The sequence below is a fragment of the Leifsonia sp. McL0627 genome, from assembly GCF_058244615.1.
Map to the genome: position 1 here is coordinate 808483 of NZ_JBZCGM010000002.1, position 20435 is coordinate 828917.

The window sequence follows — 20435 nt, forward strand, 5'->3', positions numbered from 1 at the left end:
TCGGTTCTACAGGCCCCGGGCAGGCTCGAGCGAGCGATAGTCGCGCTGTTTGCGCTGCAGACTCTGCGTGGCTCGCATGGTCCTGACCTTTCACTCGGCGGGGCTTCCTGCACCGGTCGGCGCAGGATTTCCGACCTTACACGGGCGGTGATCGATTTGTCTACGAACCCGCAGCATCATCCCGAACGGAGGATGGCGCTGACCAGCGTGGCTGCCTAACGTTAGGAGCATGACGACCTCCCAGCCACGAGAGCCGCGCGAGACGCACCACGCGCACACCGGCATCGGCGACCAGAACCAGCTCAATCCGCTGTTCGCGCGGCCGGGGGAGGCGACGGACTTCCCGCTGACCACCCTGCCGCCGGGGGAGTCGCTGCCGGACACGGCATACCAGATCGTGCACGACGAGGCCATGCTCGACGGCAACTCGCGGCTCAACTTGGCGACGTTCGTCGGCACCTGGATGGACGACCAGGCGGCCAGGATCTACGCCGAGTCCGCCGACAAGAACATGATCGACAAAGACGAGTACCCGCAGACGGCCGCCATCGAGGCGCGCTGCTGGAAGATGCTGGCCGGACTGTGGAACGCACCGGATCACGAGGCGGCGATCGGCACCTCCACCATCGGGTCGTCGGAGGCGTGCATGCTGGGCGGCCTCGCGTTGAAGCGGCGCTGGCAGCATGCCCGGCGGGCGGCCGGTGCGTCCACCGAGAAGCCGAACCTCGTGCTGTCGAGCGCGGTGCAGGTGTGCTGGGAGAAGTTCTGCAACTACTGGGATGTCGAACCCCGGTTCGTGCCGATCACCGACGAGCACAAGGTGCTCGACGGGTTCGAGCTGGAGAAGTATGTGGACGAGAACACGATCGGCGTCGTCGCGATCATGGGCGTCACGTACACCGGCATGTACGAACCCGTCGCCGCGATCGCCGAGGCGCTCGACCGCATCCAGGTGTCGACCGGACTGGACATCCCCATCCACGTGGACGGCGCGTCCGGCGGCATGATCGCGCCGTTCCTGCAGCCGGATCTGGCCTGGGACTTCCGGGTGGAGCGGGTCGCGTCGATCAGCACGTCCGCACACAAGTACGGGCTCGTCTATCCGGGGCTCGGCTGGGTGGTCTGGCGGTCCGTCGACGTGCTGCCGAAGGATCTCGTCTTCGACGTCACCTACCTGGGCGGCCACATGCCGACGTTCGCGCTGAACTTCTCCCGCCCGGGCGCGCAGGTGCTGTTGCAGTACTACCTGTTCCTCCGGCTCGGTTGGGACGGCTACTACCGGGTGCAGAAGACGTGCCAGGACGTCGCGGTCTACCTGTCCGGGGAACTGGCGGCGATGGATGCGTTCACCCTCTGGAACGACGGCACGGACATTCCCGTCTTCGCCTGGCAACTCACGCCCGGCCACACCGACAAGTGGAACCTCTACCACCTGTCGGAACGTCTCCGGTTGAAGGGCTGGCTGATCCCCGCCTATCCGATGCCGGACGACCTCTCCGACCTGGTGGTGCAGCGCATCGTCGTGCGCAACGGGCTGAGCCGCAACCTGGCGGAGAGTCTCGTCATCGACATCCGGGAGGCGGTCGAATACCTGGATGCGCTCGAAGCGCCGATGCCGACTGAGGGTCAGGTCACGAGCTTCACGCACTGACGCCCGCGGCACCCAGGTTTCTCATAGGCCCGACCTAGGCTGCGCCGATCAACGCGCGGATAGTGGAGATGTGACCCCTGAGAAGACCGACAGACAACCGGCAGCTGAGAAGACCCCCGCACTCTCCCGTCGCGCGCTCATCACCGGGGGAAGCATGCTCGGCGTCGGGCTCGCGGCCGGGGCGTTCGCGGCCACCCGCGGGGAGTCCGGATCGTCAGCCGCCACACGGCAGCCGACGCCGTCCGCGTCGTCCACGGCGCAGCCCGTGCTGCGCTCGTTCGTCAGTTCCGACCTGACCAGCCCGGCCATCACCTCGTGGAAGACGGGGACGACGGCGCCGGGGTTCTTGTTCGTGACGCAGCAGGTGAAGGGCTTCAACGGCTCGATCGTGCGCGAGAACGGCGAACCGGTGTGGATCGAGCCGACCCAGGCGAACGTCACCGACCTCAAAGTGCAGACCTACCAGGGCAAGCCCGTGCTCACCTACTGGACGGGGAAGAGCACCGGAGGGCACGGTGCTGGCAAGGGGAAGATCCTCGACGCGACCTACGCCACCATCGCCACCGTCTCGGCGGCGAACGATCTCGACGCCGACCTGCACGAGTTCAACCTCACCGACAGGGGCACGGCGCTGGTCACGATCTATGCGACGAAGCCGGCCGACCTCAGCTCGATCGGCGGCGCGAAGAACGGCTACCTCTACGACTGCCATGTGCAGGAGATCGACGTGGAGACGGGGAAGGTGCTGCTCGACTGGGACGCGCTCGACCATATCCCGGTCTCCGAGACGTATCTCGGGCTGACCCAGGATGCGGGCCACGACGGGACGACGGCAGGCCGGGCCTTCGACGCGTACCATTTCAACGCGGTCGAGGAGGACGGCGACCGGCTCCTCGTCTCGGCCAGGCACACCCACACGATCTATTCGATCGACCGCGCAACGGGTGACGTGAACTGGCGCTTCGGCGGCAAGAAGAGCGACATTGCGGTGCCGAAGGATGCGGTGTTCGCCTGGCAGCACGACGTACGTCGGCACGAGGACGGCACGATCACGCTGTTCGACAACCACCTCTACTCCGGCACCGACGGAGAGTCCCGCGGCATGAAGTTCTCACTCAACGCCGCCGAGACCACGGCCACGCTCGAACAGGCGTACAGCTACGACAAGCATCTCGGCACCGCGATGGGCAGTGTGCAGGTGCTCCCGAACGGGAACGTCCTGGTCGGCTGGGGCACCGATCCCGCCGTCACCGAGTTCACCGCCGCCGGCGACGCGGTGTACGAGGCGACCCTCGGCGCGATCTCCTACCGGGCGTCGCGTCACAGCTGGGTCGCGCATCCCACCACGTCACCCGCTGTCGCTGTGCGATCAGAGGGTGACGGGATGCGCGTGTTCGCCAGCTGGAACGGCGCGACCGAAGTGCACTCGTGGCGGGTGCTCGCGGCGTCGACCGGCGAGCCGGCACCGGTCGGCACGGTGAAGCGCTCCGGGTTCGAGACGTCGCTGCTGGTGAAGCAGGCGCAGCGGGTCGCAGTGCAGGCACTGGATGCGAACGGCGAGGTGCTCGGGGCGTCGAAGACGATCGACACCTGACTGTGTGCGTCCTGACCCTGCGTCAGCGGTCGCCGAACAGGTTGAGGGCGGCCCACTGCAGCAGGATCACCGTCTTGCCGTCCACGATGGTGCCGTCGGCGACCAGCGCGAGCGCTTGGTCGTAGCCGATCGTCACGGGCTCGATCTCCTCGCCCTCCTCCTCGACGCCGCCGCCTCCTCGCACGGCGGCCGCGGTGTACGGCGCTGCGAAGAAGTGCACCCGCTCCGTCACCGATCCCGGGCTCATGTAGAGGTCGAACAGGTGCCGCAGCTCGCCGACCGTCACACCGAGTTCCTCGGCGGCTTCGCGCCGGATCGCCTCCTCGGCCGAGTCGTCGTCGAGCAGGCCGGCCGCCGCCTCCACGAGCATCCCGTCCGGGTGGCCGTTGACGTAGGCGGGGAAGCGGAACTGGCGGGTGAGCAGCAGCGTGCGCGCATCCTGGTCGTAGAGCAGGACGGTGGCGCCGTTGCCGCGGTCGTAGGTCTCGCGGGCCTGCGTCGTCCACTCGCCGTCACGGCCGCGGTAGTCGAACGTCGTGCGCCGCAGCACGTGCCAGCCGTCCGAGGTGACCTCCACCTCCCGGATGCGCACCTGTGGGTTGCGGTCGAGGTCGCGGCCCACCAGGTGCAGCCCGGTCCTTCCGCGCGAGTCGGGGATGCTGGTGCCGGGCTGCTCGGTGCTCATGGCGGGAGCCTAACGGTAGCGTTTGCGGATCTCCCTTGCGGCGAGAATGTCGGCGGAGGCCGCATCCCGCGCCTTGACGATGGCCTTGTCCGACTTGAGCGGCAGGCGCAGCACGGTGTCGGCTTCGATGCCGCTGACCAGTTCACGGGCGCGCTCGATCTCCGAGTCCAGTTCAGCGCCGAGCAGCAGGGCGACGTTCGCGATCCAGATCCACAGCAGGAACACGATGATTCCGGCGAGGGCGCCGTAGGTCTTGTCGTAGCTGCCGAAGTTGGCGACGTAGAACGCGAACAGCGCCGACGCGACACCGAGCACGATGATGGCGGCGAACGAACCGGTGGTCAGCCAGCGGAACCTGGCCTGCTTCACGTTCGGCGTGGCCGAGTAGAGCAGGGCGACCAGCAGCACGATGGCCACGACCATCACCGGCCACTTGGCGATCGACCACACCACTTCCACCGTGGTCCCGACACCGAGCGCGTTCCCGATGGCCGTCCCGACCGGACCGGACACCACGAGCAGCACCGCCATCAGCGCCACGAGCACGAGGGCCGCGATGGTCACGCCGAGCTGAACAGGCCGGAGCGAGAAGACCGTGCGGCCCTCCTGCACCCCGTACACGCGATTCAGCGCACGCCCGAAGCCGCCGACGTAGCCGGAGGCCGACCAGATCGCGCCGACGATGCCGATCACGAGCGCCCAGCCGCTGGCCGGGGATGCCGCGAGGTTCTCGATCGGGCCCTTGACCGCATCCAGGGTGCCGGGCGCGAGCTGCTCGACCACCTGGAACAGCGCGTCGATGCCCGCCTGACTCTGCCCGATCAGGCCCAGGATGCTCACCAGGGCGATCATCGCGGGGAACAGCGACAGCACGGCGAAGTAGGTCAGCCCCGCCGCGAGGTCGGTGCAGGCGTCGAGCGTGAAGCTGCGGAACGTGCGCTTGAGGATGTACCCCCACGGCAGCCGGAACCACGACACCTTGTGCAGCTGTTCGATGCGGCCCACCGCTTCCGCGCGCGCTGCACCGACACCGCCGCGGTCAGCGGGCACGCGACCGTCCCCGGGTCAGCAGGGCGACGGCGCCCACCGCGGCGGCGACAGCGCCGAGGAGCAGGCCGATCGCCAGCACGGGGTGCGAGCGGATCTGCACACCGGGATTGAACGTCGCGAACAGGTCGTCGAGAGTCGAGGCCAGCTCGTCGCGGGTCTGCTCCAGGTCGAGCTTGATCGTGGGGATCCCCGCACCCTGGGGGAGCGGCGGCCGCTCGGGTCGGCGGTCGGTCACGGTCGCTCTCCCTTCAGGGCGCGAAGGTCGTCGCCCAGTTCTTGCTTGAGGTCGTCCGGCACAGGAGGGACGCCGCGTTTCAGGCTCGCCCGGCCGATCAGCGCGAGGATGAGGCCGAGGACGAGCAGAATGCCGGCCACGATCAGCGCGGCGAGCCAGGCGGGCACGATGAGGGCGAACGCCAGCACCGCCGTGGTCACCAGGGCGCAGAGCGCGAAGAAGACAAAGATCAGTGCGGCGACCAGGAGCCCGGCGCCGATGCCGGCGGCCTTCGCCTTCGCCGTCATCTCCGACTTGAACAGGGCGAGTTCGCTCGCCACCAGTCTCCGCAGCTGGGCGACCAGGTCCTTCGTCAGCTCGGGCAGAGGCCGCAAGCCTTTCGTGGTCCTGCGTCGCTCGCGGGGAAGCGGCGGCTTCTCGAAACTCATCGGGCTCCCGTTCTGTCGCTGCGGCATCAGGTCTTACCGCCTCACCGTGACCGTACTCCCGCATCCTGCAGCCGTCGAGGGCACAGGTGGTGCACACTAGGGACATGAGCGGCAACGACAGCACTCTGCGCGGAGGAATCCTCGTCGCGGTGGTCCCCGGACAACCGGTGACAGTCCTCGAACAGGCCATCAAACTGGCCGACGATCTCGACATCCCTCTCATCTGCGCGAACGTCGACCCCAACCGGTATCTGGTGTCCAGCTATGTGGACGGAACGGTGGTCGCTCTGCCGTACGACCCCGATCTGCCGGAGGTCGAGGACGAGACGTTCGACCCTGAGCTGGAGGCGCGCATCCGGTCGGTGGTGGACGGGACGGGCGTTCCGTATCAGCTGCAGCAGCTCGCGGGCGACCCGTCGTGGGCGCTCACCAAGCTGGCCGAAGACGTGGATGCGCGCTACATCGTGGTCGGCACCCGCGAGGCGGGATTGCGCGGCAGCCTCCGCGAGTTCTTCAACGGCTCGGTGGCGGTGCACCTCGCGCACCGGCAGCACCGGCCCGTGATCGTCGTGCCGCTCGCTCCCGTTCCTGGCAAGGGAGCGCTGCCCTGGGAGGACCCGCCCGTCTAGGAGGCCGCCGCTATAGTGGGCGGATGGCCACGACACGGCCCGTTCCCGTGCACCTGCACTGGCGGTACATCGGACTCGTCTTCGTCGGCGGTGCGCTCGGCACGACCGTCCGCTACCTAATCTCGACCGCTGTTCCTCCGGTGGGCGGACTGCCGCTGGCGACGTTCGGCATCAACGTGGTCGGCGCCTTCCTCCTCGGCTGGCTGCTCGAGACGCTCGCACTGCGCGGACCCGACCACGGGATGCGGCGCAGCGTGCGCCTGTTCGCGGGCACGGGCATCCTGGGCGGCTTCACCACCTACAGCGCCTTCGCCGTGGATGCGGACGGCCTGATCGCCGCGCAGAACCTCGGCGGCAGCATCCTCTACGCCGTGGCGACGATCGCGGTCGGCGCTGCGGCGTCTCTCGCGGGGATCGCGCTGGGCGCACGCCTGGGGCGGAAGAGGTGACGCCACTGCTCGTGCTCGGGGTGGCCGTCGCGGGAGGCCTCGGTGCCGTCGCACGGCTCGTGCTCGACGGGGTGCTCCGCAGCCGCATCGCGGTCGCCTTCCCGCTCGGCACGACCATCATCAACGTGACGGGCTCGTTCCTCCTCGGCCTGGTGACCGGGCTGGCCATCGCCAACGGGCTGCCCGCCGAATGGCGCGCGGTCATCGGAACGGGCTTCCTCGGCGGGTACACGACGTTCAGCACGGCCAGCTACGAGACCGTGCGTCTCGCCCAGCAGCGGCGGTACCGCGCGGCCGCGTTCAACGCGTTCGGGATGATGCTGCTGGCGCTCGCCGCAGCGGGCCTCGGCCTGTGGCTCGGGTCGCTGTAGCCGTTCCGGTCGGTCCGTCAGGCCCGGCCCGTCAGCCCTGGAACGGTTAGCGGTCGTACACCTCTCTGCGGTGACCGGCGTGAACAATCACTACCGTCAGAATGCTGTCCTCGATTCGATAGAGCACCCGGTAGTCACCCGTCCTGACCCGCCATTCCGGGCGCCCGGTAAGTCGTTTCGCGGCCGACGGTCGCGGTTCACCAGCGAGCAGCTGAATCGCTGCAGCCACGCGAGACCGCGCCTCTGGAGGGAGTTTCCGAATCGCACGTGCCGCCGCGGGCAGCACTTCGATCGCATAGCTCACAGAGCGATGCCGAGATCACGCTTGACGTCATCCCACGGAATCGGGACTTCTTCGAGGCGCTGCGTCTCCTCCCATGCCGCGTCGACGGCACGAATATCCGCCAATTCCTCAGCATCTTCCAACAGCTGCGCCAACTGGCCGGAATCAACCACTGCCGCAACAGCGCGGTTCCGCCGCGTCAGATACACCGGCTCTGCACGAGCGTCATCGATGATCGACGCAAGGCGCGCACGCGCGTCCGAAATAGCAACCTGAGTCATGCCCTCATCCTACCTGAAAAGTACAAACTGTGCATTATAGGTCGATTTGTACAAACTAGCCGATAATGATGATTTCGTCACGGTCAGGCCTATCGTGCCGCCGGTGTTGTCCGTCCCGGCCGCTCGGTCTCGGCCGCTCGGTCTCGGCCGCTCAGTCCTGGCCGGACTCCTGCTCCATCCACCACTCGGTGAACTCCTCCGCGCGGCCGTCCTGCGCGAGCTTGATCACCCAGAGGTTGCTGTAGATCGGGCCGTCGCGGTAGTCGGTGACGCCCTCGACGAAGTACGTCAGCTGATCCTGGCCCGCGATGCGCCACTCGAACGTGGCGGCGCCGGGGTCGTCCTGCGCATCCAGCCACCCTTCGACGATCTCGAGGTGGCCGTCCCACGGCTCGGCGAACGGTTCGGTGCGGTAGCTGGCATCTTCGGTGAACAGCGCCCGGATGTCGTCCGGGTCGTTGGACTCCCATGCCCGCCGATAGAGTGCCACCCACTTCTCGATCGGTTCGCTCATGGCCTCTTTATACGCCAACGGATGCTCGCCGCGCCATGAAAGCCGCCAAATGTTCGCAAACCGGAGTCTGCGGCGCGGCGGGGGCTGCCGAGGCCACGCATCCCGTGGCTAGCATGTGGGACATGGATGCAGCGCTCGCGCCGTGGGCGGAGTTCAACGTCGCCATCGCGGGCGCCGGAGCGGCCCTCGGCGGACTGCTGATCGTGGCGCTGTCGGTGAACATCAAGCAGATCGCCGAGTCGCGCGGTCTCGCGGCGCGCGCGGGCGCCGCCGTCGCCGCGCTGATCCTCGGGATCGTACTGGCCTGCGTCGCGCTCTTCCCTGGCCTGACTCTGGCGGCGTTCGGGGTGGTGACGCTGGCCGGGACCGTGATCGGCGTGGTGATCGCTGTGCTCGCCGGTCGCGCGATCGTCCACGACCCTGCCCGCGCCGAGTACCACCGGTTCGACGTGCAGCACATCGCGTCGTTCGTGCTGCCGCTGGTGATCTTCGCGGTCGGCGGGGTGCTGGCGGTGTTGTCCCTCCCCGCCGCGCTGTACCTGGTGGCGGTCGGCACGATCGTCGCGCTGCTCGGTGCCGCCCTGTTCAGCTGGATCGCGCTGGTCGAGATCCTGCGCTGAGCGGGCTCGGCGCCGACGGGCAGCGGTCTAGAAGAACTCGGTGACCGTCAGCGGGGTCGAGAGCGCGAGAGCGTCGAGGAACCCGGCGGTGTCGCCGTCGAGGTCGCCGTCGGCGAGGCCGAGCACCCGGAGCTGGCGCAGCCGCGCGACGCCCGAGTACCAGAACGCCAAACCCTCCTGGGTGATGGTGATCTCCGGCTCCTCGGTGGTCCTGGTGAGGTCGGCGCGGCCGTTCTCCGCCGTCAGCAGCCAGACGCCGTCGTTCTCGGGGAGCACCGCGTCCTCGATCCGCAGGACGGCCCGGCCGGTGGCGCTGGACCATCCGCGCAGCCGGACGGCCGCCTCCACGTCGACGACCCGCAGCATGAACGGCGAGATCCCGACCGGCCACGGGTTGCCGCGCAGCATGGCGAGGGCGGGGTGCCCCTCGCCCGCCTGCAGCATCACAGCGTCGGCGACCGACGCCCAGGTGCCCAGCGAGCCGATCAGGGCGCGGTAACCGTCCGGTGTCAGGGCCACCAGCTCGTCGACGCGGATGACGGCCTTGTCGTCGATGCGCTCGGAGCGGAAGGCGAGGTAGCCGACCACGGTGTCGTCGAGCAGCGCGACGGTCGCCCTGGTCCACGACGCCCACGGCTGTGCGGCCGAGCGGTCCGACGCCATCGTCCCGGCGAGAGCGACCTCCCGGTAGACGGCGGCCAGCGCGTCGGCGTCCTCCGCCACGGCAGGACGCAGCCGGATGGGCGTCGTCGGACGCGACCCCGCGAGCGCCTGCAACGGGATGCGCCACTGGGTCGACCGCTCGACGAGCGCGTAGCCGAGACGGCGGTAGAGCGCCGGCGCGCCGCCGAACAGCGCGGAGAGCACCGCGCCACCCTCGCGCTCCCTGCGGAGCAGCTCGGTCAGCAACCGCTGCGCCGTGCCTCCACCGCGGAACTCGGGGGCGACGGTGACGTTGCCGATCCCGGCGCTGGCGATCGAGACGCCGCCGACGAACATCGGCCAGCGCAGGGCGACCGCCTGCGCGGCGAGGTGGTCTCCGTCGAACAGTCCGTAGCGGGTGCGGTCGACCCTCGGGATCTCGTCTTTCGCCTCCATGGCGAACGCCTCGGCGGTCTGGGCGATGGAGATGGCGGTGTCGTCGTCGGTCAGCTCGCGGAAGATCGTCATCGTCCCATTCTGCCGGTGCTCAGCGTCGGTGCTCGGTGTCGATCCTCAGTGAACGGCGAACGGCGGAGACTCGATGCCGGGCACCAGGGCGGACGCAGGGTCGGCGTTCACCGCGACGATGCGGTTCTGCGCATCCACGTGCACGACCGTCGGCTCGAATCCGCGCGCCTCCGCATCCGTCAGCTGGGCGTACGAGATCACGATGACGAGGTGGCCGACGTCCGTCAGATGCGCGGCGGCGCCGTTCACGCCGATGACGCCGCTGCCGCGTTCCCCGGCGATCAGATAGGTCTCGAAGCGGCTGCCGTTGGCGATGTCGACGACGCTCACCTGTTCGCCGGGCAGGAGGTCGGCGGCGTCGAGCAGGTCGAGGTCGACCGTCAGGGAGCCGACGTAGTGCAGGTCGGAGTGGGTGATGGTCGCGCGGTGGATCTTGGACTTGAACATGGTGCGGAGCATCGGGGTGGCTTTCGTCGGGAGGTGTGCGGGGGTCAGTGGGCCAAGGCGAGTTGCGGGAGAGCGGAGATCAGCGTCGCGAGCTCCGGGACGTCGTGGGCTTCGGCCAGGGCGCGTTCGAGGGCGACATCGTGGATGGGCCTGGCTGTGTCGAGCAGGTGGTGGCCGGCGGCGGTGAGTTCGGTGTAGATGCCGCGACGGTCGTCGTCGCACAGGATGCGCGTGAGCAGTCCGCGCTCCTCCAGCCGGTTGACGAGGCGGGTGGTCGCGCTCGGGCTGAGCGCGCTCGCGCGGGCGAGCTGCTGCATCCGCATGTGCCAGCCGTCTTGGCGGCTGAGGGCGTCGAGCACCGTGTACTCGACGACGGAGAGCTGCACCTCTTTGGTGAGCGCGCGTTCGAGTTCGCCCTCGATGAAGTTGTGCAGGGCGGCGAGGGTGCGCCAGCCCTGGGCGCGCACCTCGACGGCGTCGTCGGCGATTCCCATGCGTGGCCTCCTGGTGGGGTCTGTGTGCAGTGGCGCGTGCATCCACGGGTTGCGGAAAGTAATTGCATGTGCAACTATTTATGACGCGCTTGCAACTATCAGAGTACCAGCATCAAGGAGTTCTCATGCCCGTCGGCCTCATCGCCCTCGCCCTCGGTGGCTTCGGCATCGGCCTCACCGAGTTCGTCATCGCCGGCCTCCTGCCCGAGGTGGCCGCCGACTTCCACGTGAACGAGGCCGCCGCCGGCTGGCTCATCTCCGGCTACGCGCTCGGGGTCGTGGTCGGCGCGCTCTTCCTCACGGCCGCCATCAACAGGCTTCCCCGCAAGGCGGCGCTGCTCGGCCTGATGGTGCTCTTCATCGTCGGCAACACGGTGTCAGCGCTCGCCCCGACCTACGCGCTCATGCTCTCCGGCCGGGTGCTGGCCGCCCTCGCCCACGGCGCGTTCTTCGGCATCGGCTCCGTGGTCGCGGCCGGGATGGTCGCCCAGGACAAGAAGGCGCGCGCCATCGCGATCATGTTCACCGGACTCACCGCGGCCAACGTGCTCGGCGTGCCGTTCGGCACCCTGCTCGGCCAGGCACTCGGCTGGCGGTCGACGTTCTGGGCCATCGCGATCATCGGGGTCGTCGCGACGATCGGCGTCGCTGTCCTCGTTCCGAAGGGGACAGGGGCTGCGGAACCGGGGACCGCGCAGAGCGGTCTCCGACACGAGCTGCGCGCGTTCCGCTCCGCGCAGGTCTGGCTCTCCCTCGTGGTGACCATCCTCGGTTTCGGTGGGATGTTCGGGGCGTTCACTTACATGGCGTACACGCTCACGGAGGTCAGCGGGTTCGCATCCGGTGCTGTGCCATGGCTGCTCATCCTGTTCGGGGTCGGCCTGTTCGCAGGCAACGCGCTCGGCGGGCGCTTCGCCGACCGCAGACTCGACCTCACCCTGACGGTCGTGCTCGCCGGGCTGACGGTGGTGCTGGCCGCCTTCGCCCTGGTGGCGGGCAACCCGGTCGCCGCGGTGATCGCCCTCGTCCTGATGGGCGCGTTCGGATTCGCGTCGGTTCCCGGCCTGCAGATGCGCGTGATGAACTACGCCCCGGATGCGCCGACGCTCGCGTCCGGCGCGAACATCGCCGCGTTCAACGTCGGCAACGCGCTCGGCGCGTGGATCGGCGGGGTCACGATCACGGCGGGCCTCGGCTACACGTCGCCGTTGTGGGCGGGCGCGGCCATCACGCTCGCGGCCGTGGCGGTGATGGTGATGGCCGGAGTGACAGCGCGACGCGGGCGCGCCGCTGCCACCGATCGCTCGGGTTCGGCCGACGTCGCCCGCCCGGGGACGACCTCGGACGAAACAGTTCCGGTCGCGTAGACGACGGAGTACAGTGCGGAGTGTCTCGAACGGTCAGGGGGTGATCGGGTTGGAACAGACGGCTGAACGGCCCGTAGCGATCACACCTGTCCGTGTTCTGATCGGCTCGCTCATCGCCGGCGCCGGCCTCGTGGTCCTCGGCTTCTTCGCCGGATCGTCCCAGGCGTCCGCTGCCGAGCCTGCCCCTCCAGCGCCCGTCCCTGCGGTGCACGCGGTGCTCGGAGCGGTCGGAGGCGCGGTCTCCGACCTCGACAAGACGGTCGGCTCGGTGGTCGGCGGCGTCACGGGCGCAGCGGCCTCCGTGACCACAGCGGTCGCCCCAGCCGTGCCCGATCCCATCCAGGATGTGGTCGCCACAGTGACCACGCCGGTCACGGACACGCTCAGCGGCATCGCGGACCAGGCTCCCGTCACCAGCACGGTCGCGCCGGTCGTGGACGCGGTCGACCACGTGCTCAACGCGGTCCCGCTCACCAACGGCCTGCTCGGCGACGACCCTGTGGGCACCGTCGTCACCCCGGTGACGAACACGGTCGACGACACGGTCGGGTCCGTGGTCGGCGGTGTGACGAAGGTGGTCGACCCGGTGACCGGGACGCCCATCGTTGTGCCGCCGGTCCTCCCGGGCGCGCCCGGGTCGGGCGAGCCGGGTTCCGGCAGTGAGCCGGGTTCCGGCAGTGAGCCGGGAGACGGGGACGCGGGTGGCGGGCTGCCGCCAGGGACGGTCCTGTCCGGCGGACCCGCTGTGATCGGCGATGCACAGTCTGTGGCGAGGTTCGGCGGGCGTGGCGACGCGCAGCCGGCAGCGCTGGCAGGGGCAGGGTATGCCTCCATGTCGTCGCGCGGCGACGGCGGTCTCCCCAACGCCCCTGGTGCACCGGGAGGCCCCGTCCCGGTCGCTCCGCCCGCGCCGACGACGGGCAGCGGCTCCGGCGCATCCGGAGGTGGTGGCGCCGCATCCGGTGTCGCCGTCCCCGAGAGTTTCACTGCACCGTCCGCCGCTGTCGGCGGCCTGCAGGGTGCGGGAGGCGACGACCGAATTCCGTCGTCGCCGGTCGCCGACCACGACACCAGCCCCGACTGAGTGGGTCGCCTCTGCCTTCTGCGGCAGAACGCGACCGAAGTCTCCCGTGTGGGAGCACAACACTCAATCGAAAGGCAAGACCATGAACAAGTACGTGTCGAGGGGGCTGTGGTTCACCCTCTTCCTCGGCGGGCTGTCACTGGCCGGTGTCGGCGTCGCGAATGCGGCCGAGACCAGCGGGAGCGACGGCACCGCATCAGGGACGCAGGCCGTTGTCGACCTGACGGTCCCTGTGACCATCAGCGGTAACGGGATCAGCGTGCTGGGCGACTCGGCGAGCTCGGGGGCGGCTGCTGCCGCACCCGCCGCTGCTGCGCCCGCACCGTCGGCTTCGGTCGACACGTCCGGAGTGGGCGGCGTGCTCTCCGGCACGCAGGCGCTCGCGGATGTGAGCGTGCCTGTGACCGTCTCCGGCAACGCGATCAGTGCGGTCGGGGACGCGGGGAGCGCCGGGTCGGCTGCTGCTGCGCCCGCACCCGCAGCTGCCCCCGCTGCCGCACCCGCCGCGACGACGTCGGGCGCGAACGGCATCGCGTCGGGTATCCAGGCACCCGTGGATGCGGCCGTGCCGGTGACGGTCGGCGGGAACGCGATCAGCGTCCTCGGTGACTCGACCAGCACGGGCTCGAAAGCGACTGCTCCGGCGGCCGGGAGTGGCACGGGCGGTTCGTCGCCCACCACGACGGGTGCCGCTGGGATCGCGTCGGGGATCCAGGCGCCGATCGGTGCGGCCGTGCCGGTGACGGTCGGCGGGAACGCGATCAGCGTGCTCGGTGACTCGACCAGCACGGGCTCGACTGCGTCTGCTCCGGCGGCCGGGAGTGGCACGGGCGGTTCGTCGCCCAGCACGACCGGTGCCGATGGGATCGCGTCGGGGATCCAGGCGCCGATCGGCGCGGCTGTGCCGGTGACGGCGGGCGGCAATGCGATCAGCGTGCTCGGTGACTCGACCAGCACGGGCTCGACCGCGTCCGCTCCGTCGGCCGGAGCATCCACGGGCGCAGCGCCCACCACGACCGGGAACGGCGGGGTGCTCTCGGGCATCCAGCTCCCCATCGGCGCCGGCGTGCCGGTGACCGCTGGGGGTAACGCGGTCAGCGTGGTCGGCGACAGTTCGTCGAGCGGCGCAGCGACGACGGGCGGAACCACCGGCTCAACGGGCGATCCGTCGACCACGGGTGCCGGCGGACTGCTCGGCGGCCTCCAGCTGCCGGTCGATCTCGGCGTCCCGGTGAACCTCGGCGGCAACGCCATCAGCGTGATCGGCGCCAGCACCACCACCGGGTCGACCACGACGCCAACGGGACCGACCACACCGACCGGCCCGACGACACCGACCGGCCCGACCACGCCGACGACCCCGGGAACGCCGGGCACCCCGTCGACCCCGGGCGTCACCTCCGGTGGCACCACCACGGTCGCATCCGCTCCGGGCAGCGTCACCGCCCTCGCGGACAGCGCCGGCGCGGCCACCGCGCTGGCCGAGACCGGCTCGGACGTCTCGGGCTTCGGTGTGCTCGGCGCACTGCTCGCGCTGCTCGGCGTCGTGCTTCTGTTCGCCCGGCGCAACCGGGAGGGAGCCGCGGTGCGTCACCACCGCATCCACTGAGGGTTGCAGCGGGTTCGGGAAGCGCTCTACTCCGTGAGGACGGGCCGCTTCTCGAACCGCTCTGCCCAGGATGCGGGCAGGTCGCTGCGGCCTGCCGCGCGGAACGCGAGGATGGCGGCGCCGGTTCGTCCGGCGTCGCCGCCGAGTTCGCTCCGCACCACCCGGGGGCGGGAGCGCCAGGCGAGGCCTGCGCTCATCCGCTCCGTCAACGGCACCATCAGGGCGTCACCGGCGCGGGAGAATCCGCCGCCGAGCACGATCACACTCGGGTCGAGGAGGAGGGTCACGATGTTGAGACCTTGAGCGAGCACATCGACGGCCTCCGACCAGACGCGGTCGGCGGTCGCGTCGGCGCCGAGGCGGGCGACGATCTCGCGGGAGCTGAGGTCGTCTCCGCCCGCCGCCGCGTATCGTCGCGCCAGTCCGGCTCCGGAGACGTAGACCTCCAGGCAGCCGTACTGGCCGCAGGTGCACTCTTCCCCGCCGGGGATGACCGGGATGTGGCCGAACTCGCCCGCGGCCCCTGTCGCGCCAGTGACGGTGTCGCCGGCCGTGATGAGTGCTGCGGCGACGCCCGTGCCGATGGGCACGAGCACGAAGTCGTCCGAGCCGCGCGCCGCACCGATCAGGCGTTCGGCGAGGCCGGCCGCGCGCACGTCGTGGCCGAGCGCGACGGGCACGTCGAGTGCCGCGCGTAGGGTGTCGAGCAGAGGCACGTCGCGCCAGTCGAGGTTGGAGGCGTAGAGCACGATCCCGCGCTGCTCGTCCACGATGCCCGGGGTGGCGACCCCGGCGCCGATGACGTCGCAGCCGGCGTCGGCGGCCAGGTCGCGGAGGTCGTGGAACAGGGCGACCAGGGCGGTGACCACGTCGGAGGTCGGTGTCGGCCTGGTCAGTTCGGCGATCGCTTCACCGGCGGCCGAGACGACGGCGCCCTTCATAGCGGTGCCGCCGAGGTCGACGGCGAGCACGGCTGAAGCGGCAGCGGAAGAATCCAAAGAGCCGATGGATGCGTTCATGCCGCCACCTGCCCGAGCTCGGCGACCACAGCGGCCACGACGGCGGCCGAGGTGACCATCCGGTAGCCGGAGTCGTAAGCGTTCGCCTGTCCGCCCGCCGCACGGGATGCGCTGGGCTGGGCCTCGCTCGCGCGCAGGTGAACCTCGGTGACGCCGGTGCGCCGCACCAGCTCCGCCACGTTCGCCGCCCGCACGCCGCCGCCCGCGAGGATCACCAGGCGCCCGCGCGCCCGCACCACCAGCTCCGCCAGCGTCTCGGAGCCGTCGGAGGCCGTCGGAACGCCGCCGGAGGTCAGGATGCGGTCGATGCCGAGCCCGATGACGTCGTCGAGGGCCGCGGGGAGGTCAGGGGTCTGGTCGAAGGCCTTGTGGAACGTCACGGGCATTTCGCCGCAGGCCTCGCGCATCCGGGCTGTCGCGGGGACGTCGACCGTATTGTCAAGGCGGAGCGCGCCGATGACGAAACCGACAGGCACCCCGGCCGGGTTGGGCAGCTGCCGGATGGCGCGGATGTCGTCGACCATCGCCGACACCTCCGCGTCGCTGAAGACGAAGTCGCCTCCGCGCTGGCGGATCAGCACGTTGACGGCCATCCGCTCCACCTGCCGCAGTGCGGCGGCGACGGTTCCGATGGACGGCGTGATGCCGCCCTCGCTGAGCGCTGCGCAGAGTTCGATCCGATCGGCGCCGCCGCGTTCGGCCGCCGCGACGCCGTCGAGGTCGTCGAGGCAGATTTCGACCAGCGTCACGCGACGCGCTCCAGCGCGGCGGCCAGGTCGCTGCCGACGCCGATCGCGCCGACCGGCACGCCGCCGCCGAGCACGGGGAGGGCGGTGAGCGCGGTCGCGCCGGAGATGTCGGTGCCGAGCGCTTCCAGCACGCGCAGGGCGAGCAGGGTGGTGGCGCGCGGGCTGCCGTCGACGATCTTCATCGAGACGGCCGTGCCGTCGGCCGTCGCGACACCGATGACGCCCTCGGCGCCGCCCTTCGCGAGCGCGCCGGGGACGGTCTCCATCAGGGTCGAGTTCTGGTGGCCGGAACCGCCGACATAGAACGGGTGCTCGCGCATCGCCGCTGCGACCTGTGCGGCGGGGCTGCCGGCCTCGGCCTGCACGAGCGCGCGGAACGACTGCGCGACGCCGCGTACGGTGGTGCCGAACAGGGGAGCGCCGCAGCCGTCGATCGCGTCGTGCTCGACCGGGATGCCGGTGAGCTCGGCCATCGTGGCGCGCACGTGCTGCTGCAGTGGATGCGCGGTGTCCAGGTAGTCGTCGGTCGACCAGCCGTTCACGGCGCAGGCCAGCAGCATCGCGGCGTGCTTGCCGGAGCAGTTCATCCGCACCCGCGCGTGGGGCTCGCCCGCACGCACCAGACGCTCGAACGTGCCCTCGTCCTCCGGGCGGTCGACAGGGCAGCCGAGCGCCGACTCGTCGAGACCTGCCCGCTCCAGGATGGAACGCACGACCCGCACGTGCTCGTCCTCGCCGGTGTGGCTTCCCGCCGCGATGGCCAGCTCCGGGCCGGCCAGTGGTGCGCCAGCGGTCAGGCAGGCGAGCGCCTGCAACGGCTTGACCGTGGAGCGGGGCAGGATGACCGCATCCGGGGTGCCGAGTTCGAGCACCGTCGCGCCGGACGGGTCGACGGCGACGATGCTGCCGAAGTGGCGGCTCTCGATCAGACCGGAGCGGGTGACGATCGCCAGTTCGGCGAGCGACGCGACCGTGGGAACAGACGTGGGGGCGGGTGACTCAGACATTCGCGGCTTTCGTATCGATGGCGGGCAGGCCGGGCAGAGCCGGCTGGGTCGACGGGCGTCGGCGAGAGCCGCGTTGCAGACGCGACGCCAGGGCGGAGAGGCTGCCGTTGACCACCAGGTAGATGAAGGTCACGGCGATGTAGGTCGGGATGAGGAGGTGCAGGTAGGAGGCGAGCACCTGCCCACGGTAGAGCAGCTCGGTGAACGCGACGATGTAGCCGAGCGACGTGTCCTTGAGCAGGCTGACCAGCTGGGTGACGAGCGACGGGGCCACGTTTCGGAACGCCTGCGGGAGGACGACGAAGCGCATGGCCTGCGCACCGCGCATCCCGAGGCTGAGTGCCGCCTCGCGCTGACCGCGGGGAAGGCTGCCGACGCCGGCGCGCACGATCTCGGCGAACACGGCCGAGTTGGCGATGGTCAGTGGAACGACGAGCTTCCACAGCGTCGGCAGGTTGATGCCGATCTGGGGGAGGCCGAACAGCATCAGGTAGATCATCAGCAGCACAGGGATGGTGCGCGCGATCTCGATGTAGGCCGAGCAGAACCAGCGCAGCCAGCGGTTCTGGCTCATCCGGCCGAGGCCGAGGAGCACGCCGAGCGCGCCGCCGAGCACGGCGACGATGGCCGCGGCCTGGAGGGTGCCGAGGAGGCCGACGAGCAGGTACTGCCAGATCGCCCAGTCGGTGAACGGCTGCCAGCGCACGGGGTCAAGCTGGCCGTGCGAGGCGAACTGCCAGAGGCCGACGCCGATGACGACCGCGAAGATCGCGCTGCTGACGATCGAGCCGATCAGGATGTTCCTGCGGCCGCGAGGACCTGGCTGGTCGTACATGAAGGAGGCGGCGTAGGTGCGCTTCGCGCGCTTGGGACGGGCGGCGCGGCCTGCCGGGCGGTCGGGGATGAGCTGAGCGGTCATCGGACGATCGCCACCTTTCGTTCGACCCAGCCGGCCGCCAGGCCGATGGCGAGGGCGATGGCCATGTAGATGAGGCCGGCGCCGGAGAAGATCAGGATGGGCTGCGCGGCGATGAGGTTGATCTTGTTGACCTCCGCCGTCAGTTCGACGACGCCGACGGCCGCGGCGAGGGCCGTGTTCATCGCGAGCGCGATCATCACGTTGCCGATCGGCTGAACGACGGCGCGCAGCGCCTGGGGGATGACCACGAACCGCAGCGACTGCGCCAGCGTGAAGCCGAGGGCTCTGGAGGCTTCGACCTGGCCGACCGAGACGGTGTTGACGCCCGAGCGCACGGCTTCGGCGACGTACGCGGCCTCATAGACCGTGAGGACGATGATCGCGGTGGGGGTCAGGGGGAGGAGGAGGCCCGCATCCGGGAGCGCGAAGACCGCGAGCAGCAGCAGCGCGAGCAGCGGGACGTTGATGAAGAACTGCACGTACAGAAACGCTGCTGCACGCAGGATCGGGATGGGGCTGACCCGCGCGACCGTCACGAGAACGCCGAGCACGATCGAGCAGACACCGGCGATGAGCGCCATCATCAGCGTCGTGCCGAGCGCCTGGACGATCGGTCCGAGGTTGTCGATCAGGGGATTCATTGCTCACTCACTGCGGGAGGAAACCGGAAGGGGAGATGGTGGGGTCTGTGCGAAGGACCGGTGGGTCGGGATGCGCGCGGGCGTGTGTGGTCGCGCCGCGCGCATCCCGAGCTGGGGGAGCCCAGGGCCGGGGGAACCCCGGGCTCCGGTCAGGAACGGTTCCGGTCAGGAACCGGGGACGGAACCGATCGCCGGCGGGGTCGGGATCGCCGAGTCGGTCACGGTGCCGAGCGTGGTCTTCCACGCCTTGCCCCACTGGCCGCCCTTCTGGATCTTGACCAGCCAGTCGTTGACGAACTTCTTGAAGTCCGCGTCGCCGTGGCCGAGACCGATGCCGTACGGCTCCTTGGTGAACGGCTCGCCGACGACCTTGATCTGCTTCTCGCTCGCAGCGTCGCTGGCGAGGAGCGTGTAGTCCTGCACGTACGCGTCGCCGCGGCCCTGGATGAGCGCCTGGACGGCGGCCGGGTCGGTGGCGAACGCGGTCACCTTGGCCGTGGGGGCGACCTTCGGGACCTCGGTGACGGCCGGGGTGTTGGCGCCGACGATGACGTTCTTGCCGTCGATGTCCTTGACGGACTTGATCGTCTTGTTGTCGCTCTTGACGGCGACGGCCAGACCGGACTCGAAGTACGGGCCGGCGAAGTCGATCTGCGTCGCACGCTCCGGGGTGATCGTGTACGTGTTGAAGACCACGTCGACGGTGCCGTTCTGCAGCATCGCCTCACGCGTCTCGGACGCGGGCGGGACGATCTCGACGTTCGGCTTGCCCAGGATGTACGTGGCGAGCAGCTTGGCGAGGTCGGCGTCGAAGCCGGTCACCTGGTCGGGGTTCGTCGGGTCCTGCTGCGAGAGCAGCGGGGCATCGAGCGCCTCGGCGACGACGAGCTTGCCGCGCTTCTTGATCTTCTCCATCGTGGAGCCGGGGATGATGAGGCTGGAGGCGGCGACGGGCGCGTCGGTGAACGGCGAGTCCGCCTTCGACGACGTGGAGCTCGAGCTGCTGCCGGGGAGGCTGGTGGTGCCCGAGCAGCCGGTGACGACGAGCGTCACAGCTGCCAGCAGGACTCCGGCGGCCATTGCCTTCCTGCGGGTGATGCTGCGGATCATATGGTGCGTCCTTTCCAATGGGGGCCGAT

At 69.9% G+C, this 20435-nt stretch carries 25 protein-coding genes; 9 read left to right on the plus strand and 16 right to left on the minus strand.

Annotation, left to right across the window (positions count from 1 at the left end; all coding sequences use genetic code 11):
- Nucleotides 1-229 precede the first annotated feature (229 nt).
- Nucleotides 230-1651 (plus strand): glutamate decarboxylase, encoded by a 1422-nt coding sequence (gad, locus tag AC37TH_RS04490; RefSeq protein WP_490763144.1) that lies wholly within the window; start codon nt 230-232, stop codon nt 1649-1651.
- A gap of 70 nt (nt 1652-1721) precedes the next feature.
- A complete protein-coding gene (locus AC37TH_RS04495; RefSeq protein ID WP_490763145.1) occupies nt 1722-3245 on the plus strand; it encodes an arylsulfotransferase family protein in 1524 nt (507 codons plus the stop codon).
- A 22-nt stretch (nt 3246-3267) separates the two neighbouring features.
- On the opposite strand, the gene AC37TH_RS04500 is transcribed toward AC37TH_RS04495, so the two are convergent.
- The 4 genes from AC37TH_RS04500 to AC37TH_RS04515 are packed head-to-tail and all read right to left on the minus strand — an operon-like array spanning nt 3268 to nt 5643.
- Complete coding sequence (locus AC37TH_RS04500) at nt 3268-3930, minus strand: NUDIX domain-containing protein (RefSeq protein ID WP_490763146.1); 663 nt, start codon at nt 3928-3930, stop codon at nt 3268-3270.
- Nucleotides 3931-3939: 9 nt separating this feature from the next.
- On the minus strand, nt 3940-4980 hold the full coding sequence (locus AC37TH_RS04505) for a YihY/virulence factor BrkB family protein (RefSeq protein WP_490763147.1): 1041 nt from the start codon (nt 4978-4980) through the stop codon (nt 3940-3942).
- Complete coding sequence (locus tag AC37TH_RS04510) at nt 4970-5215, minus strand: DUF3618 domain-containing protein (protein ID WP_490763148.1); 246 nt, start codon at nt 5213-5215, stop codon at nt 4970-4972. The genes AC37TH_RS04505 and AC37TH_RS04510 overlap by 11 nt, the downstream gene beginning before the upstream one ends.
- On the minus strand, nt 5212-5643 hold the full coding sequence (locus AC37TH_RS04515; RefSeq protein WP_490763149.1) for a phage holin family protein: 432 nt from the start codon (nt 5641-5643) through the stop codon (nt 5212-5214). The genes AC37TH_RS04510 and AC37TH_RS04515 overlap by 4 nt, the downstream gene beginning before the upstream one ends.
- A gap of 104 nt (nt 5644-5747) precedes the next feature.
- Between AC37TH_RS04515 and AC37TH_RS04520 the strand changes: the two genes are divergently transcribed.
- From AC37TH_RS04520 to crcB, 3 genes are read left to right on the plus strand one after another with little or no spacing between them, the layout of a single operon-like run.
- On the plus strand, nt 5748-6272 hold the full coding sequence (locus AC37TH_RS04520; RefSeq protein ID WP_490763150.1) for a universal stress protein: 525 nt from the start codon (nt 5748-5750) through the stop codon (nt 6270-6272).
- Nucleotides 6273-6295: 23 nt separating this feature from the next.
- A complete protein-coding gene (locus AC37TH_RS04525; RefSeq protein WP_490763151.1) occupies nt 6296-6721 on the plus strand; it encodes a fluoride efflux transporter FluC in 426 nt (141 codons plus the stop codon).
- Nucleotides 6718-7092 (plus strand): fluoride efflux transporter CrcB, encoded by a 375-nt coding sequence (gene crcB / locus AC37TH_RS04530; protein WP_490763152.1) that lies wholly within the window; start codon nt 6718-6720, stop codon nt 7090-7092. The genes AC37TH_RS04525 and crcB overlap by 4 nt, the downstream gene beginning before the upstream one ends.
- A gap of 46 nt (nt 7093-7138) precedes the next feature.
- Here the strand turns inward: crcB and AC37TH_RS04535 are convergent, their stop codons facing one another.
- The 3 genes from AC37TH_RS04535 to AC37TH_RS04545 form a co-directional block, all read right to left on the minus strand.
- Nucleotides 7139-7396, minus strand: a complete 258-nt coding sequence (locus tag AC37TH_RS04535) for a type II toxin-antitoxin system RelE family toxin (RefSeq protein ID WP_490763153.1) — start codon at nt 7394-7396, stop codon at nt 7139-7141.
- Nucleotides 7393-7656: a type II toxin-antitoxin system Phd/YefM family antitoxin gene (locus tag AC37TH_RS04540; protein WP_490763154.1), complete on the minus strand. Its 264-nt coding sequence runs from the start codon at nt 7654-7656 to the stop codon at nt 7393-7395. The genes AC37TH_RS04535 and AC37TH_RS04540 overlap by 4 nt, the downstream gene beginning before the upstream one ends.
- 151 nt (nt 7657-7807) lie before the next feature.
- Nucleotides 7808-8170, minus strand: a complete 363-nt coding sequence (locus tag AC37TH_RS04545; RefSeq protein WP_490763155.1) for a nuclear transport factor 2 family protein — start codon at nt 8168-8170, stop codon at nt 7808-7810.
- Nucleotides 8171-8292: 122 nt separating this feature from the next.
- Here AC37TH_RS04545 and AC37TH_RS04550 point away from each other — a divergent pair, with 122 nt between their 5' ends.
- Nucleotides 8293-8790: a hypothetical protein gene (locus AC37TH_RS04550; protein ID WP_490763156.1), complete on the plus strand. Its 498-nt coding sequence runs from the start codon at nt 8293-8295 to the stop codon at nt 8788-8790.
- A 27-nt stretch (nt 8791-8817) separates the two neighbouring features.
- Here AC37TH_RS04550 and AC37TH_RS04555 read toward each other — a convergent pair whose 3' ends face one another.
- From AC37TH_RS04555 to AC37TH_RS04565, 3 genes are read right to left on the minus strand one after another with little or no spacing between them, the layout of a single operon-like run.
- Nucleotides 8818-9960, minus strand: coding sequence for a GNAT family N-acetyltransferase (locus AC37TH_RS04555; RefSeq protein ID WP_490763157.1), 1143 nt, complete (start codon nt 9958-9960; stop codon nt 8818-8820).
- 45 nt (nt 9961-10005) lie between these two features.
- Complete coding sequence (gene panD / locus AC37TH_RS04560) at nt 10006-10419, minus strand: aspartate 1-decarboxylase (RefSeq protein ID WP_490763158.1); 414 nt, start codon at nt 10417-10419, stop codon at nt 10006-10008.
- A 32-nt stretch (nt 10420-10451) separates the two neighbouring features.
- Nucleotides 10452-10901, minus strand: a complete 450-nt coding sequence (locus AC37TH_RS04565) for a MarR family winged helix-turn-helix transcriptional regulator (protein WP_490763159.1) — start codon at nt 10899-10901, stop codon at nt 10452-10454.
- A gap of 125 nt (nt 10902-11026) precedes the next feature.
- On the opposite strand from AC37TH_RS04565, the gene AC37TH_RS04570 reads away from it, so the two are divergent.
- From AC37TH_RS04570 to AC37TH_RS04580, 3 genes are all read left to right on the plus strand, one after another.
- Complete coding sequence (locus AC37TH_RS04570; RefSeq protein ID WP_490763160.1) at nt 11027-12268, plus strand: MFS transporter; 1242 nt, start codon at nt 11027-11029, stop codon at nt 12266-12268.
- Between the two features lie 40 nt (nt 12269-12308).
- Complete coding sequence (locus AC37TH_RS04575; RefSeq protein ID WP_490763161.1) at nt 12309-13352, plus strand: hypothetical protein; 1044 nt, start codon at nt 12309-12311, stop codon at nt 13350-13352.
- Nucleotides 13353-13434: 82 nt separating this feature from the next.
- Nucleotides 13435-14961 carry a PGF-CTERM sorting domain-containing protein gene (locus AC37TH_RS04580; protein ID WP_490763162.1) on the plus strand — a complete coding sequence of 509 codons (1527 nt, stop codon included), beginning with the start codon at nt 13435-13437 and terminating at the stop codon, nt 14959-14961.
- A gap of 26 nt (nt 14962-14987) precedes the next feature.
- Here the strand turns inward: AC37TH_RS04580 and AC37TH_RS04585 are convergent, their stop codons facing one another.
- From AC37TH_RS04585 to AC37TH_RS04610, 6 genes are all read right to left on the minus strand, one after another.
- Nucleotides 14988-15980 (minus strand): ROK family protein, encoded by a 993-nt coding sequence (locus AC37TH_RS04585; protein WP_490763163.1) that lies wholly within the window; start codon nt 15978-15980, stop codon nt 14988-14990.
- Nucleotides 15977-16729 carry a copper homeostasis protein CutC gene (locus AC37TH_RS04590; RefSeq protein ID WP_490763164.1) on the minus strand — a complete coding sequence of 251 codons (753 nt, stop codon included), beginning with the start codon at nt 16727-16729 and terminating at the stop codon, nt 15977-15979. Before AC37TH_RS04590 ends, AC37TH_RS04585 begins: the two co-directional genes overlap by 4 nt.
- Nucleotides 16726-17736, minus strand: a complete 1011-nt coding sequence (locus AC37TH_RS04595; protein WP_490763165.1) for an asparaginase — start codon at nt 17734-17736, stop codon at nt 16726-16728. Before AC37TH_RS04595 ends, AC37TH_RS04590 begins: the two co-directional genes overlap by 4 nt.
- Nucleotides 17729-18655 (minus strand): amino acid ABC transporter permease, encoded by a 927-nt coding sequence (locus tag AC37TH_RS04600; RefSeq protein WP_490763166.1) that lies wholly within the window; start codon nt 18653-18655, stop codon nt 17729-17731. The genes AC37TH_RS04595 and AC37TH_RS04600 overlap by 8 nt, the downstream gene beginning before the upstream one ends.
- On the minus strand, nt 18652-19296 hold the full coding sequence (locus AC37TH_RS04605; protein WP_055896835.1) for an amino acid ABC transporter permease: 645 nt from the start codon (nt 19294-19296) through the stop codon (nt 18652-18654). The genes AC37TH_RS04600 and AC37TH_RS04605 overlap by 4 nt, the downstream gene beginning before the upstream one ends.
- Before the next feature lie 165 nt (nt 19297-19461).
- A complete protein-coding gene (locus tag AC37TH_RS04610; protein ID WP_490763167.1) occupies nt 19462-20406 on the minus strand; it encodes a glutamate ABC transporter substrate-binding protein in 945 nt (314 codons plus the stop codon).
- Nucleotides 20407-20435 lie beyond the last annotated feature (29 nt).

Coding starts and splice junctions, on each gene's coding strand:
- gad (WP_490763144.1), top strand. CDS start 230: ATGACGACCTCCCAGCCACGAGAGCCGCGCGAGACGCACCACGCGCAC.
- AC37TH_RS04500 (WP_490763146.1), bottom strand. CDS start 3,930: ATGAGCACCGAGCAGCCCGGCACCAGCATCCCCGACTCGCGCGGAAGG.
- AC37TH_RS04515 (WP_490763149.1), bottom strand. CDS start 5,643: ATGAGTTTCGAGAAGCCGCCGCTTCCCCGCGAGCGACGCAGGACCACG.
- AC37TH_RS04520 (WP_490763150.1), top strand. CDS start 5,748: ATGAGCGGCAACGACAGCACTCTGCGCGGAGGAATCCTCGTCGCGGTG.
- AC37TH_RS04525 (WP_490763151.1), top strand. CDS start 6,296: ATGGCCACGACACGGCCCGTTCCCGTGCACCTGCACTGGCGGTACATC.
- AC37TH_RS04540 (WP_490763154.1), bottom strand. CDS start 7,656: ATGACTCAGGTTGCTATTTCGGACGCGCGTGCGCGCCTTGCGTCGATC.
- AC37TH_RS04545 (WP_490763155.1), bottom strand. CDS start 8,170: ATGAGCGAACCGATCGAGAAGTGGGTGGCACTCTATCGGCGGGCATGG.
- AC37TH_RS04550 (WP_490763156.1), top strand. CDS start 8,293: ATGGATGCAGCGCTCGCGCCGTGGGCGGAGTTCAACGTCGCCATCGCG.
- AC37TH_RS04555 (WP_490763157.1), bottom strand. CDS start 9,960: ATGACGATCTTCCGCGAGCTGACCGACGACGACACCGCCATCTCCATC.
- panD (WP_490763158.1), bottom strand. CDS start 10,419: ATGCTCCGCACCATGTTCAAGTCCAAGATCCACCGCGCGACCATCACC.
- AC37TH_RS04565 (WP_490763159.1), bottom strand. CDS start 10,901: ATGGGAATCGCCGACGACGCCGTCGAGGTGCGCGCCCAGGGCTGGCGC.
- AC37TH_RS04570 (WP_490763160.1), top strand. CDS start 11,027: ATGCCCGTCGGCCTCATCGCCCTCGCCCTCGGTGGCTTCGGCATCGGC.
- AC37TH_RS04580 (WP_490763162.1), top strand. CDS start 13,435: ATGAACAAGTACGTGTCGAGGGGGCTGTGGTTCACCCTCTTCCTCGGC.
- AC37TH_RS04585 (WP_490763163.1), bottom strand. CDS start 15,980: ATGAACGCATCCATCGGCTCTTTGGATTCTTCCGCTGCCGCTTCAGCC.
- AC37TH_RS04595 (WP_490763165.1), bottom strand. CDS start 17,736: ATGTCTGAGTCACCCGCCCCCACGTCTGTTCCCACGGTCGCGTCGCTC.
- AC37TH_RS04600 (WP_490763166.1), bottom strand. CDS start 18,655: ATGACCGCTCAGCTCATCCCCGACCGCCCGGCAGGCCGCGCCGCCCGT.
- AC37TH_RS04605 (WP_055896835.1), bottom strand. CDS start 19,296: ATGAATCCCCTGATCGACAACCTCGGACCGATCGTCCAGGCGCTCGGC.
- AC37TH_RS04610 (WP_490763167.1), bottom strand. CDS start 20,406: ATGATCCGCAGCATCACCCGCAGGAAGGCAATGGCCGCCGGAGTCCTG.